The organism is Alterinioella sp. B-7 (assembly GCF_056857775.1).
On record NZ_JBSXNT010000018.1, the window covers coordinates 34,915 to 50,149 of the forward strand.

At 66.9% G+C, this 15,235-nt stretch carries 15 protein-coding genes; 5 read left to right on the forward strand and 10 right to left on the reverse strand.

What is annotated here, in order from left to right; all coding sequences use genetic code 11:
• The first annotated feature begins 3 nt into the window (after positions 1-3).
• Complete coding sequence (locus tag AC13C7_RS02105; RefSeq protein ID WP_482866461.1) at positions 4-459, forward strand: hypothetical protein; 456 nt, start codon at positions 4-6, stop codon at positions 457-459.
• A gap of 72 nt (positions 460-531) precedes the next feature.
• On the opposite strand, the gene AC13C7_RS02110 is transcribed toward AC13C7_RS02105, so the two are convergent.
• The 7 genes from AC13C7_RS02110 to AC13C7_RS02140 form a co-directional block, all read right to left on the reverse strand.
• Complete coding sequence (locus AC13C7_RS02110) at positions 532-1,632, reverse strand: flagellar basal body P-ring protein FlgI (RefSeq protein ID WP_172320339.1); 1,101 nt, start codon at positions 1,630-1,632, stop codon at positions 532-534.
• The gene (locus AC13C7_RS02115; RefSeq protein WP_482866462.1) at positions 1,629-2,639 is read right to left on the reverse strand and encodes a hypothetical protein; all 1,011 of its coding nucleotides are present in this window, start codon (positions 2,637-2,639) and stop codon (positions 1,629-1,631) included. The genes AC13C7_RS02110 and AC13C7_RS02115 overlap by 4 nt, the downstream gene beginning before the upstream one ends.
• Positions 2,640-2,642: 3 nt before the next feature.
• Positions 2,643-4,097 (reverse strand): flagellar hook-associated protein FlgK, encoded by a 1,455-nt coding sequence (gene flgK, locus AC13C7_RS02120; RefSeq protein WP_482866463.1) that lies wholly within the window; start codon positions 4,095-4,097, stop codon positions 2,643-2,645.
• A 25-nt stretch (positions 4,098-4,122) separates the two neighbouring features.
• On the reverse strand, positions 4,123-5,421 hold the full coding sequence (locus AC13C7_RS02125) for a flagellar hook protein FlgE (protein WP_172320336.1): 1,299 nt from the start codon (positions 5,419-5,421) through the stop codon (positions 4,123-4,125).
• Positions 5,422-5,520: 99 nt separating this feature from the next.
• Positions 5,521-6,351, reverse strand: a complete 831-nt coding sequence (locus tag AC13C7_RS02130; RefSeq protein WP_482866464.1) for a flagellar motor protein MotB — start codon at positions 6,349-6,351, stop codon at positions 5,521-5,523.
• A 60-nt stretch (positions 6,352-6,411) separates the two neighbouring features.
• A complete protein-coding gene (locus AC13C7_RS02135) occupies positions 6,412-7,503 on the reverse strand; it encodes a Gfo/Idh/MocA family protein (RefSeq protein WP_482866465.1) in 1,092 nt (363 codons plus the stop codon).
• 5 nt (positions 7,504-7,508) lie between these two features.
• Complete coding sequence (locus AC13C7_RS02140) at positions 7,509-8,219, reverse strand: GntR family transcriptional regulator (protein WP_482866466.1); 711 nt, start codon at positions 8,217-8,219, stop codon at positions 7,509-7,511.
• A 97-nt stretch (positions 8,220-8,316) separates the two neighbouring features.
• On the opposite strand from AC13C7_RS02140, the gene AC13C7_RS02145 reads away from it, so the two are divergent.
• From AC13C7_RS02145 to AC13C7_RS02160, 4 genes are read left to right on the forward strand one after another with little or no spacing between them, the layout of a single operon-like run.
• Positions 8,317-9,471: an LLM class flavin-dependent oxidoreductase gene (locus AC13C7_RS02145; RefSeq protein ID WP_482866467.1), complete on the forward strand. Its 1,155-nt coding sequence runs from the start codon at positions 8,317-8,319 to the stop codon at positions 9,469-9,471.
• A complete protein-coding gene (locus AC13C7_RS02150) occupies positions 9,468-10,364 on the forward strand; it encodes an aldo/keto reductase (protein ID WP_172320331.1) in 897 nt (298 codons plus the stop codon). The genes AC13C7_RS02145 and AC13C7_RS02150 overlap by 4 nt, the downstream gene beginning before the upstream one ends.
• Positions 10,361-10,873 carry a flavin reductase family protein gene (locus tag AC13C7_RS02155; protein WP_172320330.1) on the forward strand — a complete coding sequence of 171 codons (513 nt, stop codon included), beginning with the start codon at positions 10,361-10,363 and terminating at the stop codon, positions 10,871-10,873. The genes AC13C7_RS02150 and AC13C7_RS02155 overlap by 4 nt, the downstream gene beginning before the upstream one ends.
• A gap of 3 nt (positions 10,874-10,876) precedes the next feature.
• Complete coding sequence (locus AC13C7_RS02160; RefSeq protein WP_482866468.1) at positions 10,877-11,773, forward strand: alpha/beta hydrolase family protein; 897 nt, start codon at positions 10,877-10,879, stop codon at positions 11,771-11,773.
• Here AC13C7_RS02160 and AC13C7_RS02165 read toward each other — a convergent pair.
• The 3 genes from AC13C7_RS02165 to AC13C7_RS02175 are packed head-to-tail and all read right to left on the reverse strand — an operon-like array spanning position 11,755 to position 15,179.
• Positions 11,755-13,062 carry a mannitol dehydrogenase family protein gene (locus AC13C7_RS02165; protein ID WP_482866469.1) on the reverse strand — a complete coding sequence of 436 codons (1,308 nt, stop codon included), beginning with the start codon at positions 13,060-13,062 and terminating at the stop codon, positions 11,755-11,757. The two genes, AC13C7_RS02160 and AC13C7_RS02165, sit on opposite strands and share 19 nt — an antisense overlap.
• 1 nt (position 13,063) lies before the next feature.
• Positions 13,064-14,440: a glucuronate isomerase gene (gene uxaC, locus AC13C7_RS02170; RefSeq protein ID WP_482866470.1), complete on the reverse strand. Its 1,377-nt coding sequence runs from the start codon at positions 14,438-14,440 to the stop codon at positions 13,064-13,066.
• Between the two features lie 19 nt (positions 14,441-14,459).
• Positions 14,460-15,179, reverse strand: coding sequence for a GntR family transcriptional regulator (locus tag AC13C7_RS02175; RefSeq protein WP_214647473.1), 720 nt, complete (start codon positions 15,177-15,179; stop codon positions 14,460-14,462).
• Positions 15,180-15,235 lie beyond the last annotated feature (56 nt).

Below are 15,235 nucleotides of genomic sequence, written 5' to 3' on the forward strand. Positions count from 1 at the left end.
GCGTTGAAACAGAGCACCCCGGCCCGAAGCGACCGTTTTGCGCGCAAGGCGCGGGTGCTGCTGGACCTGATCGGCCCCGGCGGGCTGGAACGTCTGCAGGGCGCAGGGCTGGAGCCCGAGATCCTGGCCGCGCTGGAACAGGCCGCCGACGAGCCTGCGAATCCCGGCACGGCCACCTTGCCCGATCCGACCGGCCTGCTGCAGCGCTTTCGCGAGCGTGGCATGCTCGACCGGGAGGTGCCGCCGCTTCGCCCCGCGCCATCGCCACCGAAGGCCGATATCGCATCGACCCTCGGTCAGCGCATCGCGGCGCATCTGCAGGATGACGCGTTGGAGCAGGAGAACCCCGCCGTCATCGCCTATATCCTGCGCGCGCAGCCCAAATCGGTGCAGGCGCGCGTGTTGCGGGCGCTGCCGGGGGCCTGCGCCCGCGCCACCATCCGCCACATGAAGCGCTGAACCTCGCGCCCCGACGACAAAGAGCCCCGGACCGATTGGCCGGGGCTTTCTTCGTGCCGGATACAGGCCCCGTTACCGCACGATCAACTCGGCATGCAGCGCGCCCGAGGCGTTGATCGCGTTCAGGATGTCGATCATGTCGCCGGGCGAAACGCCGAGCGCGTTCAGCCCCGCGATCACCTCGGACAGCGACGTGCCGCCCGGAACCTCGGCGAGGCCCGTCCCCGCCTCCTCGTCGATCCCTACCTGGGTGCGCGGCACGATGACGGTCTCGCCTTCGGAAAACGGGTTGGGCTGGACCGCGATCGGGGCCTCCTCGATCCTCAGCGTCAGGTTGCCCTGTGCGACGGCGACACGGGATATACGCACATTCTCGCCCATCACGATGGTGCCCGAGCGCTGGTCGACCACAACGCGGGCGCGGCTTTCGGGCTCGACCAGGATATTCTCGATCCGGAACACGGAATGTGCCGCCGAAAGATCATTGGTGGCGCTGAGGTCCAGCGCCACGGTGCCCGCGTCCAGCATCAGGGCGACGCGGCGGTTGTAGAAGGCGTTGATCGCGGCCTCGATCCGGGCGGCGGTGGTGAAATCGGGGGTGCGCAGCGCCAGGCGCATCGTGTCCAGGCTGGCCAGCTCGAACTCCACCTCGCGCTCGATCCTTGCCCCTGACGGCACGATCCCGGCGGTCGGCACGCCTTCGACGACGCTGGCGGCCTCGCCCTCGACCGAGGCGCCGCCCGCGATGATGCTGCCCTGCGCGACGGCGTAAATCTCACCGTCGGCGGCGGTCAGCGGCGTCATCACCAATGTGCCGCCCATCAGGCTTTCGCTGTCGCCGATGGCCGAGACCGTGATGTCGATCTGGCTGCCGGCGCGGGCGAAGGCGGGCAGGGTGGCGGTCACGATCACGGCAGCGACATTCTGCGGCCGAAACTGTTCGCCCGAGACGTTGACGCCGAGCCGTTCGAGGATGTTGGTCATGATCTCCTCGGTGAAGGGAGAATTGCGGAGGCCGTCGCCGGTGCCGTTCAGCCCGACGACAAGGCCGTAGCCGATGAGGTCGTTGCCACGCACGCCGTCGAACTCGACCAGATCCTTGATCCGGATCGGGGTGGCGGCGGCGGCCCAGGCCAGGCAGGTCAGGATCAGGGCCAGGATCAATCGGGTCATCGCATGAACTCCGTCAGGCTGAGGCGGGTCAGCCGGGTGGTCAGAAGGTAGAGGCTTTCAAGCCGCGTCTCGGCCTCCTGCAACTGGGTGGCGACGCTGTAGGGGTCGATGGATGTCAGCGCGTTGCGTTCAAGCTCCAGCAGGCCGCGGGCGGTGTCGCCGCGAACCTGTGCGGCTTCGATCCGCGCCTCGACATCGCCCAGGTCGGCGCGCATGTCGGTGATGCCCTCATTGCCCTCGATCATCTGCAGGGCGGCATATTCCAGCATCTCGCGCGTGTTCGCATCGCCGGGCGGCCCCTGGCCGTCCGAGACCAGCGTGGCCAGCGCCATCCCCATCAACGCCGTGCGCAGGGGCGGGTCCAGCGCGGTGAGCGGGTTCGACACGGTCTCGCCTTCGGCGATGGAAAACCCCGCCGCCGAACCGGTGCCGCCCTGATAGGCCAGCGTCTCAAAGCCGCCGCCGGGATCCATGAACCAGCTGTCCAGCGTGGCGATCAGGTCGGCGGCATCCGTGGCCCCGGCGGCGAGCGGAGCAAGTTGGGTGAGCAGCGCGTCGCCGGTGATCAGGGGGGCCGTGTCGGTGGCGGTGCCCGAAAACAGGGCCCGGCCCGCGACCTCCTGGTTGAGCATGGCGATGGCGGTGTTCAGCCGGTCGCCCGCGCTATGGGCGACGATCTCCATCTCGTGGCTGACGCCGACGCCGGTGGCGGCCAGAAGGGACGGGCCGATCTGATCAAGCTCGGCCTGCACGGTGGCGAGCGCCGATTGCGCCGATGACGTGACCAGCGCGGCCTCGGCCCCGGCGGATCTGTAGGCCTCGGTCAGGCGCAGGCTGCGCTCGATCCCGGCCAGCGCCGAATAATCGCCGCCAAGTGTCCGGGTCATGTCTGAAGTCTGGCCGCTGGCAAGCTCCTGCGTGAGGCGGGTGAGGTCGGATTTCACCTGCGCGTGCTGCTGGCGCAGGTGATAGCTGCGGGCCTGGTCGGCGACAGAGGTGATCGGCATGGCTCAGATCCTCATCAATTGGTCGAGCATCTCCTCGACCGTGCTGACCACGCGCGCGTTCGCGGCATAGGATGTCTCGATCTCCAGGAGGCGCTGCATCTCGCCGTCGGTGTCGACGCCGCCGCGCAGTTCGGCCTCGCGCAGGGTGGCATACTGACCGCTGGCATGGCTCAGATCGGCCTCGGCGAAATGGCGGTCGGTGGCGGTGAGCGACAGGAAATCCGCGGAAAGCTCGCTCATGGAGCGGCTGGTGCCGGAAAAGACGGCAGAGGCGGTGGGACGGTCGGCCTGAAGGATCTGCAGGCGCCCCTGCAAGAGAGCGGGGTTGCCGGCGTCGCCCTCGGCCCCCGCGCCGATGCCGTCGCGCAACCGCCAGACCGCGCCGCCCTGGGCCGGGTCGGTGGCGGCGTTGACGCGCAGGCGCGCGGCCAGGCTGGTCTCGTTCAGGGCCGAGGCGCGGGCGCCCGCATCGGTGAAGAGGCCGGGATCGGTGGGCCCGAGCGTCGGGTCGAGACCGGGGTCATCCATGCGCGCGGCCAGGTCCATCGCAACCCCGTCAAGCTGCGCCTGCGCCTTGGTCGTGATGCTGTCGCGCACCTCGAAGAGCGCCGCCAGCCGCCCGCCCTGAAGCGCGCCGTAGCTGCCATCCAAAGTGACCGGGCGGCCATTGACAGTGAGGCCGGAAAGATCGCCATCGGCATAGGTCATGTCGGGCGTGATCGCGGCGGCCGGGGTGAACCCGAACTGCGCCGGGCGGCCATCCAGCAGCGACACGCCATCGCCGGTATAGAGTGTCACCATACCGGCGTCGTTGCGCCGCTCGCGGATGGGCACGAGATCCGAGATCGTGTCGATCAGCGCCTGCTGCTGATCCTGCAGCCCGAGCGCGTCCTCGCCCCGCGACACGGCGGAGCGGATCGAAATGTTGAGGTCGTGAATGGCCGCCAGCGACCGGTTCAGCGTCTCGACTTGGGTGCCGATCTGGCGGTCGGCCTCTAGCCGAATAGACTGGATCCCGTCCGACAGGCCGTTCAGCCGTCCGGCCAGGCGCTGCGCGCTTTGCAGCACGCCCTCCAGCCGCGACTGGCTGTCGGGACGGCTTGCGGCGGAGACCAGCCGCGCCTCGAAATCGTCGAAATGGCCCGAGAGGCTGCCGGGGGTGTCGGGCGTGCCGATCAGCGTCTCGATCCGCGCGAGGTATCCGGCACGGGTGTCGGCATGGCCCTGCGCGGCACCTGCATCGCGGCGCTGTCCGGTCAGGACCGGGTCGCTGTCGCGGGTGATGCCGACAACGCGGACGCCGCCATAGGTGCCATAGGTCATCGAGGTGACCGCCAGGCGCCGCACGCCGTAGCCGTCGGTATTGGCGTTGGCGACGTTGGACGACACCACCGAGGCCGCGCGGGCGCTGGCCGACAGACCGGAGAGCGCCGATCCCAGGGCGTTGGAAATGCTCATGGGTCAGCCCCGCGCATAGCCTGGTTCAGCGCTTGATATTCGTGGTTTCCTGCAACATCTCATCCACCGTCTGGATGATCTTGGCGTTGGAGGAATAGGCCCGCTGCGTCTGGATCAGCTGTGTCAGCTCGCCCGCGACATCGGTGGTCGATTCCTCACGCGCGAAGCCGATCACGTCGCCTGTCGGCCCGTCGCCGGCATCCCACATGAAGAACGATCCGCTATCGGGCGAGATCTGGTAGGCTTGGTTATTCATGGCGATGAGGCCGTTGGGGTTGGGTACGTCGATCACCGGCACCTGGTAGATGACGCGGGTGAAACCGCTGTCATAGATGGCATGGACCATACCCTCGGGATCGACTTCGACCGAGGTGAGGTTGCCGACCGGAGAGCCATCCTTGACCACCGGCGCGAAGGAGAACGTGTCGGACAGCTGCGTCAGGCCCGAGGGATCGCCGATCGCACCGATCTCCACCTCCAGCGGGCCGCCATCGACGGTCAGGGCAATCGAGCCTGTGGTCGCGTTATAGGCCCCGCCGCTGACGGTCGCGACCGACAGGAGGTTGCCGCCATTGCCCGGCGAATCGTCGAAGGTGACGGTGTATTCGCCGACCACGGCATTGCCGGAGGCGGAATCGCGCATCGTCATGGTCCATTCATTGGACGATCCGGTGGCGGGCACCGTGGGTGTATAGGTAATCTCCAGCACCTGACTGGTGCCGAGATTGTCGAAATATTCCGTGGACATGACGACCGGGTCGCCGGGTTGCCCCGCGGCGGTGGCGGTGGCGGGCAGGTTGACCGTCAGGTCCATCTGCGTCGTGCGGTCGCCCGCGAATTGCCCGGTATTGGCGCGCACGGGTTCCAGCGCCTCGGTTGTGTCGCGCGGGAAGGTCGGGATGGTGCCGTCCGCATTGGCGGGCCAGCCCATCAGGACAAGCCCGGTTTCGGTCGTCAGGTAGCCTTCCGAATTGGGCCGGAAGGAGCCGGTCGTGGCCAGCATGACCGTGCCGCTGGCGCTGCCGTTGATCGAGGTTTCCGTCGTCACCGGCAACATGCCGCGCCCGCCGATGGCGAGGTCGGTGGGGTTGTTCGTCGTGATCAGCGTGCCGCGCTGGTCGACCATGCGGTCGGTGATGACCCGCACGCCCCCGGCGGAATAGCTGCCATGGCCCTGGCTGATCACCATTGACTGGAAATCGGTCACCGCGCGCTTGTAGCCGTAGGTGCCGGAATTGGCGATGTTGTCTGAAATCGAGGCAAGGCGGCTGGCGTTCACGTTTAGGCCGGCAACGCCCGCGTTGAGCGAGGAGGAAATGGTCATGAATGCGCCTTTCTGCTGCATCTCGTCGTGTCGGATGCTACACAAGCACGGGTGGCCTTAATGTCGGCCTAACAGGTAAAATTGTCCCGAGATTTTCGGCTACTGCCCTGTTCTCAATAGAACAATTTCCAGCCGGTCATTGCGCACAGCCATCGGATCCGAGGTGGCGGGGCTGCGGTCGGCATGGCCGGTGACGCGGCGAAAGCGCTGCGCGTCTAGCCCGGCCTCCTGCAATTGCTGGCGCAGGATATGGGCCTGCGCGGTGGAGCGGTCCCAGATCGTCTCGCGTGCGATGACGATGGGCTCGGAGCGGACATAGGCGCCGATGGCGACGCTGTTGGTGACGGTGCCGAACAGTTCCGCCATGACCCGACTGAAGGCCACCAACCAAGGCTGCAACGTGTCTTCATCGGTGAAGAGCGGCGCGCCGGGGCGGGCGAAAATCTCGATCACCAGGCCCTGATCGGTCAGGCGGGTCTGCACATGCTCCAACGCCTGGTCGCTGATCCGCGAATCGCCCATGCCTTGCAGGCTGTCCTCGATCTCCTCCAGCACCGCCTGTTCCAGCGCCGCGCTGTTGCCGGTGCCGAGCGCCCCCATTGCCTGGCGTCCCTCGGTCGGGTTTTCCGATGTCGCGCCGGTGCCGCTTTGCGCCAGGTCTTCCTCGGAAAACGGGCTGTCGCCCCCAAAGGAGCCGACGCCGCCGCCCGAGATGCGCGCCACCGGCACGGTCGGGGTGAAGTAGTCGGCCAGGCCCTTGCGCTGTTGCTCCGTGGTTGCGTTCAGAAGCCACATCAGCATGAAGAACGCCATCATCGCGGTGACGAAATCGGCATAGGCGACCTTCCAGGCGCCACCATGATGGCCGCCGCCCGCGATGACCTTCTTCTTCTTGATGATGATCGGACGCAGCGCTTTTGAACCGTCCATTGCGGAGCCTCGGAAACCCGTGATTGGCCCGGACGCTAACAGCGACCTCTGAACAAGCGCTTAAAGCGTCACCGCCTGACCCGTGAGGCCCGATTGCTGCGCCGCCAGCCCCATCCGCACCGCCATCGCGCCATCGTTCAGCGACACGGCGGGTGCGCCTCCTTGCCGGATGGCCTGCGCGAACAGCCGGTGCTGGTAGAAGGTGGAGCCGTTGTGATCGCCCGCCTCCAGCAACGTGGGATCGACCGGAATATCCATCTCGACCGGGCCTTTCGGGTCACGCGGGCTGACGATCAGGCGCGGGACCGGGGCCGCGCCCAGATGCGCGGGCCAGAACCGGCCCGGTCCCGGCACCAGCGCCTCGATCTTGCCGCTCGGGCCGGTGGCGCAGACCTCCTCCTGGTAGCGGCTGCCCTCGGCGAACATGCACAGTTCCAGCATCGCCCGTGCGCCGCTGGCGAAATCGACGATGACATAGCCATTGTCCCAGATATCGGGCGCAGCACCGCCATAGCGCTCGTCCAGATGGTTCACCGATTGCCCGGCCGACGCCATGATCCGCACCGGCTCCGATCGCAGAGCCAGCCGCATGAGGTCGAAGAAATGGCAGCATTTCTCGACCAGGGTGCCGCCGGATTTGGCGTTGAACCGGTTCCAGTCACCGACCTTTTGCAGGAAGGGAAACCGATGCTCGCGGATGGTCAGCATGCGGATTCCGCCGGTGGCCGCCTCCGCCTGTTCCAGGAAGGCGGCAATGGGTGGCATGTAGCGGTATTCCATCGCCACCCAGGTCAGGGCCGGGTAGGCCGCGGCGAAGGCCGCAATCCGGTCGGCATCGTCCGGTGCGGTGTAGAGGGGTTTTTCTATAAGAATGGGCAGCGGGCGGGTGCGCGCGATCTGGTCCAACTGGTCGACATGCAGGTAGTTGGGCGAGGCGATCAGCAGCGTATTCACCGCCTCGACCGCCAGCAAATCGGCAATGGTCTCGACCACCTGCAATCCCGGCACCAAGGCGCGCGCGGCGGCCTGCATCCCCGGATCGGGCTCGCAAATGGCCACCACCTCGGCCCCGTCCACCAGGCCGATATTGCGGATATGTTCCTGCCCCATCATGCCGCAGCCGATGATGCCATAGCGCAGGTCGGTCTTCATGTCTTCTACCTCATTCGGGCGACATAGCGTGCCACGTCGCTGTCAAACCAGTTGCGGGAGACCTCGGCAACGCCGCCATCGCGGGCGTGGCTGTGCCGGGTGACGCAGCCGCAGAGGGTGCCGGGGGCGGGGGCGAATTCGGGCGGGCTCCACTCGGGCGCGGCATCGACACCGACACTGTCGCGGAACCCCGTGATCCAGAGGCCGAGCGCCTTGCGGTAATAGAGATAGAGCGAGTGCGAAAGGTGGTCGGCATCCAGCCGGTCGGCATAGCTGCCATCCAGCCAAATCTCCTCGACCGAGGCGGGTTTGCCGCCCAGGAACCGCAACCGGCGAATCCGGTGGCCCTCGATTGATGCACCGAATTCGGGCAGGTCGGCGGGCTTGGGCAGCCGTTGCACATCCAGGATGCGCGCCGTTGGCAGCCCGCCGCCCTCCAGCAGTTCCAGCCGGTAGAGCGCGTAGATCCCTTCCGGCGCGGAGGATCCCCTGACGTAATTTCCCGACCCCTGCCGCCGTTCCAGCAGGCCCTTTTCCTCAAGCTCCGCCAAGGACTTGCGCAATGTCCCCACCGATGTGTCGAGCGACTTCGCCATCTCGCGCTCGGGCGGCAGGCGGGTGCCCCGGGGCAACCGGCCAGACGCGATATCGCGGATCAGCATCTCGCTGATCTGCAGGTAGAGGGGCAGGGCGCCTGAGGGCTGTTGTGCGGGCATCGGGAAAGGCAGTCGTCCTATTGATACAGTATTGATCTACAAGGTTCGCAATGTTACGCAAGGGAAAAATAACGAACATGACAGCGGGGAGGCTTGCATGACCATCGTTCCCATCACATCGCCCGATCTGGACGCCGCCGAGGTCTCGTGGTTCGCCGCGCTCTGCTCTGACGACTACCAGTTCCTGGGTGTGCCGGATGGCGATCTGCGTTCCAGTTGGGCGCATTGTTCGGGCATCGTGCAGGAGGCCGAGCGGCAAGGCTTCCGCAACATCCTCTGCCCGTCCTCCTACCAGGTGGGGCAGGACACGCTGTCCTTCGTCGCCGGTTGCGCGCCGATCACCGACAAGATCAACATGCTGGCCGCCGTGCGCTGCGGCGAGATGCAGCCGATCATGCTGGCGCGCACCATCGCGACGCTGGATCACATGCTTGAGGGGCGGCTGACGGTCAATATCATCTCCTCCGACTTCCCCGGTGAAGTGGCCGAAAGCAGCCTCCGCTACCAGCGCTCACGCGAGGTGGTGGAGATCCTGAAACAGGCCTGGACGCAGGACGAGATCAATTACCAGGGTGAGGTCTACAATTTCGAGGGGCTGACGACGGACCCCGCGAAACCCTACCAGACCGGCGGGCCGCTGCTCTATTTCGGGGGCTACTCGCCGCCCGCGCTGGACCTCTGTGGCCAGCACTGTGACGTTTACCTGATGTGGCCCGAGCCGAAGGAGCAGCTCGCCGAGCGGATGAAGGCCGTCAACGCGGTGGCCGAGCGCTACGACCGCACGCTGGATTACGGCTTGCGCGTCCACATGATCGTACGCGACACCGAGGTCGAGGCGCGCGAATATGCCGAATACCTGACCTCGAAGCTGGATGACGACTACGGCAAGCTGATCCGCGACCGGGCGCATGATTCCATCTCGCTCGGCGTGTCGCACCAGGCCAAGGCGCGCGAGCTTGCGGACAAGTTCGGCTATGTCGAACCGCATCTGTGGACCGGGATCGGGCGCGCGCGCTCGGGCTGTGGTGCGGCGCTTGTGGGCTCCGCCGATCAGGTGCTGTCCGAGATTGAAGAATACAAGAAGATGGGCATCCGGGCCTTCATCTTCTCGGGCTATCCGCACATGGATGAATGCCGCCATTTCGGCGAGTTGGTCATGCCGCATCTCAAGACCTGCTCGCTGCCGCATGAATATGGCCGCGTTCCGGCGTCCGCGCCCAAGACACCTCTCGGCACGGGAGAGCGTAAATGACCGACCGACTGTCCCTCTCCGGCCAGCTTGAGATTTCGCGCCTCGTCTATGGCATGTGGCGCGTGGCCGATGAAGACGACACCAGCGCGCTCCATGTCCAGGCCAAGATCGAGGCCTGCCTGGATCAGGGCATCACCACGATGGACCAGGCCGACATCTACGGCGACTATGGCGCCGAGGCGGTGCTTGGCGCGGCGCTGAAAGCCGCGCCCGGTCTGCGCGACAAGATCGAGATCGTGACCAAATGCGATATCGTCGCGCCGATCGGCAAATACGCGGATAAGCGCGTGAAATATTATGACACCTCCGCCGCGCATATCACCGCGTCACTGGAGGCGTCGCTCGCCAACATGGCGACGGATCGGGTCGATCTTCTGCTGATCCACCGGCCCGATCCGTTCATGGATCACGAGGAAACGGGCCGCGCGCTGGATGATCTTGTCGCCTCGGGCAAGGTGCAGGCCGTGGGTGTGTCGAATTTCAAGCTCAACGACTGGACCCTCTTGCAATCGGCGATGTCGACGCCGCTCTGCACCAACCAGGTCGAGGTCAGCGTTCTGCACTATGCGCCCTTCGTTGACGGCGACATCGCCTGGATGCAGGAACGCGGCATACGTCCGATGGCGTGGTCGCCGCTTGGCGGCGGGGCGCTTTTCGGGGATGAAGGCGCGGATGTGCGCGCTGCCCTGACGCGGGTAGGCAAGGATCAGGGCGTCGATGCCACCGCCGTGGCCGTGGCCTGGCTGCTGGCCCATCCCGCGAAACTGGCCCCGGTCATGGGCACCAACAACCTGAGCCGGATCGCCGCGATTTCCGATGCGTTGAAGGTCGAGATGGACCGCGAAACATGGTTCGAGATCCTGACCGCCGCCATGGGGGCCGAAGTGCCATGACCCTGCAATGTCAGATGGAGCATTTCAGCCCCGGCCCCGATATGGGGCGCGAGCTGCGCGGCGCGCTGTCGCGGTTCGGAACCGGCGTCACCGTGGTCACCGCGCAATCCGAGGCGGGGCCGGTCGGGATCACCGCCAACAGCTTCTCCTCGGTCTCGCTTGACCCGCCGCTGGTGCTGTGGTCGGCGGCCAAATCCTCCAGCCGCTTTCCGCATTTCACCCGCGCCGAGCATATGGCGATCCATGTGCTGGCCGAGGAACAGATGCCGGTCGCGCGCGCCTTCGCCGCCTCGGCGCATGGCTTCGACCATGCCAATTGGAGCGCGGGCGCGAAAGACCTGCCGTTGCTGGATGGCTGCCTCGCGCGGTTCGAATGCGAGCGCTACGCCGAATATGACGGCGGCGATCACGCGATCATCGTGGCGCGGGTGCTGCGCGCGTCAGTGCGCCAGGGCGAGCCGCTGCTCTTTTTCGGGGGCCGCTTCGGCAATTTCGCGGCGGCGGGCTGAGCAATGACCCTCCGGGACCGGCTGGGGGCGCTTCTGGGGGGCTATCCCGGCGACAGCTTTGCGTTGGTCACGCAAGGGCGCGTGCGAGATTTCGACGGTTGGGTGCTGGAAGACCTGTGCTTTCACCGCGCTGGCGAGGATATTCCCGCCCTCTTTCTGCGCCCGCCAGAGGGGCACCCCCCGGTGCCCGCCGTGATCTATGCCCATGCGCATGGCAACAATTACGCCACCGGGCGCGAGGAACTTGTCGAAGGTCGTCCGGCGCTGATCGGCCCCTATGCCCCTGACCTGAAGGCGCTCGGTTGTGCCGCGCTCTGCCTCGACATGCCTTCCTTTGGCAATCGTCAGGCCTCTGATGAACAGGCCCGTGCCAAGGCGCATCTGTGGCGTGGCGGCACGCTGTTCGGGCAGATGCTGGCCGAGCTTGGGGCCGGGGTCGGTTTTCTTGCGGATCACCACCTGGTTGACGCCACCCGCATCGGCGCGCTCGGGTTTTCGATGGGCAGCACGCATGCCTTCTGGTTGGCGGCGCTGGACGTCCGCATCCGGGCGGCGGCGGCTTTGTGCAGCTTTGCCGATCTCGGGATGCTCGTTGAAAGCGGCGCGCATGAGGGGCACGGGCTTTACATGACCGTGCCGGGCCTGGTGGGGCAGGCGAGCACGGGAGAGATCGCCGGTCTGACCGCCCCGCGTGCGTTGATGATCGCGGCGGGGTTCAGGGATTGGTCCACGCCCGAGCCTGCTTTTCGCAAGGCCGAGGGTGAGCTGCGCGCGGCCTACGCGGCGGAGGGTGCGGTGGAGAAGCTGCGGTTTCATATCGAGCCCGATATCGGCCACCAGGAAACCGCCGCGATGCGCCGCGCCGTGCTGGACTTCCTGCGTCAGGAATTGGTCGGGTAGTCCGCAACCGCCCGCGCAATGGCGCGGGTCCAGCCCTGCGGCGCATCGCCAAGCCCGATATGTTGGGCAAGCGCCGGGACCGGGGCCGCCAGGTTGTCACGAACGGCCTGCACCAGCGCCTCGGCCTTCGGGTCCGCGATGTCCCGGCCCTCCGCCACGGTCTGGCTAAGAAACACCACCCAGGCGGCAATCGCGCGGATGGTCTGCGGTGCGTCGCCCTCCAGCCCGGTCAGGATCGGCACCAGTCTCTCGCGCAGTTTCAGGCTGCCATCCATGCCGATCTGGGCCAGCTCGTGCCGCATTTCGGCAACCTCGAAGCGCTGGATCAGCGCGGCGCGATAGGCGGGCAGGGTCGGGGCGAGGCCGTCGGGAAGGGTCCGCGCGGCCTCGTCCCAAAGCGCCTCGACCCCCGCGCGCAACTCCCCATCGGCCATGGCCTCATGCACATATCTGTGCCCCGCCAACTGCCCGGCATAGGCCAGCCAGGAATGCGCCGCGTTCAGCATCCGCAGCTTGCGCTTCTCGAACGGGGCCACGTCGGGGGTGATCTCGACACCGACGCGGTGCCAGTCGGGGCGGGGGCCTGCGAACCTGTCCTCGATCACCCATTCGCTGAACGCCTCTGTCATGACCGGCGCGGCGTCCGGCTGGCCGGTCACGGCTGCAATCTCGGCGCGAATCTCGGCGCTGGTGGCGGGCGTGATGCGGTCGACCATGGTGTCGGGGAAAGTCGTCGCGAGGTCGATCCGGTCGCCTGCTGCGCGCGCGAACGCTGTCACCGCCGCCGCCAGCTTGCCGCCATTGCCCGAGATGTTGTCGCAGCTGATCACCGTGACCGGGTCTGCCCCGGCCTGGAACCGCCGCGCCAGCCCGCGCGCCAGCAGGCCGATGGCGGTTTGCGGCACGTCAGAGGTCAGGTCGGCGGCAATCTCCGGCGCGTCGAGGTCGAGGCCGCCATCGCCCAGGTGATAGCCCTTCTCGGTCACGGTCACGGTGATGATCCGCATGTCGGGATCGGCAATCGCGTCCAGCACCGCGCCCGCGTCCTCGGACGCCACCAACACCCGGTCATGCACCGCGATCTGGTCGACCCGCAGCCCCTCCGGCCCGCGAATGCCAAGCACGTAGCGCCCGCCCTGCGTCCCCATCGCATCCCGCAGCGCAGCGTTCCGCATCGCGACGCCGGTGATGTGCCACGTCGGCCCGTCGAATGCCTTGGCGCGCGCCGTGTACCAGGCCTGATGCGCGCGGTGGAAATTGCCCAGACCCAGGTGCAACAGGCGCGGCATCCTACGCCTCTCCAAGGCGGTAGGTCTCCACCGCCAGATCATGCGCCAGCAACGGGGCCAGCCGGTCCGCATCTCCCTTCGTCAGCACCCCGCGCCCGATCTGGTCGGCCAGATGTAGGCACACCCCGCGCCGCCACAGATCATGCCGCGCCGGGATCGACAGGAAGGCACGGGTATCGTCGTTGAAGCCCGCCAGGTTACGATAGCCCGCGGTCTCGACCACCTGGTCGAAATAGCGCCGGATGCCGTTCAGGCTGTCATGGAACCACCAGGGCGGGCCGATGCGCAGGCAGGGCCAGTGACCGGCCATCGGGGCCAGTTCGCGGGCATAGGCGCTTTCGTCCAGCGTGAAGAGGATGACACGCAGCCCCGGCGTATTCCCGACCTGGTTGAGCAGCGCCTCCATCCCGCGCACCCAATCGGTTCGCATGGGTATATCCGCGCCCACATCCGGGCCGAAACGGTCCAGGAGGGCGGCGTTGGTGTTGCGGCGGCTGCCTGCGTGGATCTGCATGACAAGCCCGTCCTCGACCGACATCCGCGCCATCTCGACCAGCATGTGACCGTGATAGGCTTGGGCCTCCTGCGCCGTCAGCGTGCCCGCCATCCGGGCCTCATGCAGGCGGGTGATCCCGGCGCGGTCCAGCCAGCAGGTCGCAAGCTCCGGCACGTCGTGATCGGTGGCCGTGGCGCCTAGCGCGCGGAAGGCGGCGCGGCGCTGGCGGATCGCGTCGAGAAAGCCGGGAAAGCTGGCGACATCCAACCCGGTCACGTCGCCAAGTTGGCGCAGCGCGGCGCCAGCGCCCTTGCGCGCCGGGTTCAACAGGTCGTCGGGGCGGAAGGTGGGGACGATGCGCCCCTGCCAGCCGGAGGCGCGGATCGCCTGATGCGCCGAGAGCGGATCGGTGGCCGCATCGGTGGTCGCCAGGGCAGAGATGTTGAACCAGTTGAAGAGGGCGCGGGGGCGAAACTCCGGCAGAGCCAGCCTGGCGGCGATTTGGTCGTGGACCTCGTCGGCAGTCTCGGTAGTCAAGACGGTCTCCACCCCGAGCGTGCGGTAGAGCGTATGCTCCAGCCAGAGACGGCTTGGCGTGCCGAGGAACGCATCCCAATGGCGCGCGAAAATGCGGAACACCTCCGCCGGGTTGCGGTCCGCGCCGATCCCCAGATCCTCCAGCGCAACGCCCTGCGAATAGAGCATCCGGAACACGTAGTGATCGGGCGTGATCAGAAGCGCGGCGGGGTTGGGGAAGGCCGTATCCTCGGCCCACCAGGCCGGGTCGCAATGCCCATGCGGCGAGACGATGGGCAGGTCCGCCACGGCCTCGTACAACGCACGGGCGGGGCCGGGAAGGCTTGGGCTGATCGGGTCCGGCATCGGCCGCTCCTGCAAGGGCTCAGGCTTCGAAATAATCCTGGTTCTCATCCACCAGCGTGGACAGCGTGTCGAGGATGCGCCGCAGATGACGGCGCATCCGGTCCATCGCCTGTCCGGTATAGCCCGCGTGCACCGCGTCGAAGATACCGCGATGCTCGGCCAGCAGCTTGGCCATCTGATCCGCGTCATTCAGGCTGAGCACGCGCAGCCGGTCCAGCACCGCCTTTTCGCGGGTCAGCAGCGTGGCGGCACGGTCATAGCCGGTGGCGTCGGCAAGGATGGTGTGGAACCGGTCATCCTGCACCTGGAAGGCGGCTTTGTCCCCGGCGTGCAGGGCGGCCTCCTGCCGGGCCAGGCACTCGGTTATCTCTGCCGCTGCCGTATCGGGCAACCCTTGGGTGCAGAGCCGCTCGACAACCGCGACCTCCAGCGCCTCGCGCAGGAACTGCGCGCCGCGCACCTGCTGTTCCGAGATGCGCGAGACATAGGTGCCGCGACTCGGGCGGGTCAGGATCAATCCTTCCTCGCGCAAATGAGTGAACGCCTCGCGCACCGGCGTGCGGCTGGCCCCGAAGAGCGCGCCGACCTCGTTTTCCGAGATCATCCGGCCCGGATGCAGCGAGGTGTCCATGATCGCGGATTTGACCGCCGCGAAGATCTGATCGGCGGCGGGGCGGGTCAGGTCCAGCGGTGGCACCGGCATCGCCGATGCGTCGATTGCGGGCGTCTTGCGGTTCACGCCGGCCCCTCCTGGTCTCAATACGGCTCAATTGCCGGTATACCGGTATACGAATG

Excerpts from the sequence above, each read along its gene's own strand:
- AC13C7_RS02110 (WP_172320339.1), bottom strand. The coding sequence starts at position 1,632 with ATGACCCGATTGATCCTGGCCCTGATCCTGACCTGCCTGGCCTGGGCC.
- AC13C7_RS02115 (WP_482866462.1), bottom strand. The coding sequence starts at position 2,639 with ATGCCGATCACCTCTGTCGCCGACCAGGCCCGCAGCTATCACCTGCGC.
- flgK (WP_482866463.1), bottom strand. The coding sequence starts at position 4,097 with ATGAGCATTTCCAACGCCCTGGGATCGGCGCTCTCCGGTCTGTCGGCC.
- AC13C7_RS02125 (WP_172320336.1), bottom strand. The coding sequence starts at position 5,421 with ATGACCATTTCCTCCTCGCTCAACGCGGGCGTTGCCGGCCTAAACGTG.
- AC13C7_RS02130 (WP_482866464.1), bottom strand. The coding sequence starts at position 6,351 with ATGGACGGTTCAAAAGCGCTGCGTCCGATCATCATCAAGAAGAAGAAG.
- AC13C7_RS02135 (WP_482866465.1), bottom strand. The coding sequence starts at position 7,503 with ATGAAGACCGACCTGCGCTATGGCATCATCGGCTGCGGCATGATGGGG.
- AC13C7_RS02140 (WP_482866466.1), bottom strand. The coding sequence starts at position 8,219 with ATGCCCGCACAACAGCCCTCAGGCGCCCTGCCCCTCTACCTGCAGATC.
- AC13C7_RS02145 (WP_482866467.1), top strand. The coding sequence starts at position 8,317 with ATGACCATCGTTCCCATCACATCGCCCGATCTGGACGCCGCCGAGGTC.
- AC13C7_RS02150 (WP_172320331.1), top strand. The coding sequence starts at position 9,468 with ATGACCGACCGACTGTCCCTCTCCGGCCAGCTTGAGATTTCGCGCCTC.
- AC13C7_RS02155 (WP_172320330.1), top strand. The coding sequence starts at position 10,361 with ATGACCCTGCAATGTCAGATGGAGCATTTCAGCCCCGGCCCCGATATG.
- AC13C7_RS02160 (WP_482866468.1), top strand. The coding sequence starts at position 10,877 with ATGACCCTCCGGGACCGGCTGGGGGCGCTTCTGGGGGGCTATCCCGGC.
- AC13C7_RS02165 (WP_482866469.1), bottom strand. The coding sequence starts at position 13,062 with ATGCCGCGCCTGTTGCACCTGGGTCTGGGCAATTTCCACCGCGCGCAT.
- uxaC (WP_482866470.1), bottom strand. The coding sequence starts at position 14,440 with ATGCCGGACCCGATCAGCCCAAGCCTTCCCGGCCCCGCCCGTGCGTTG.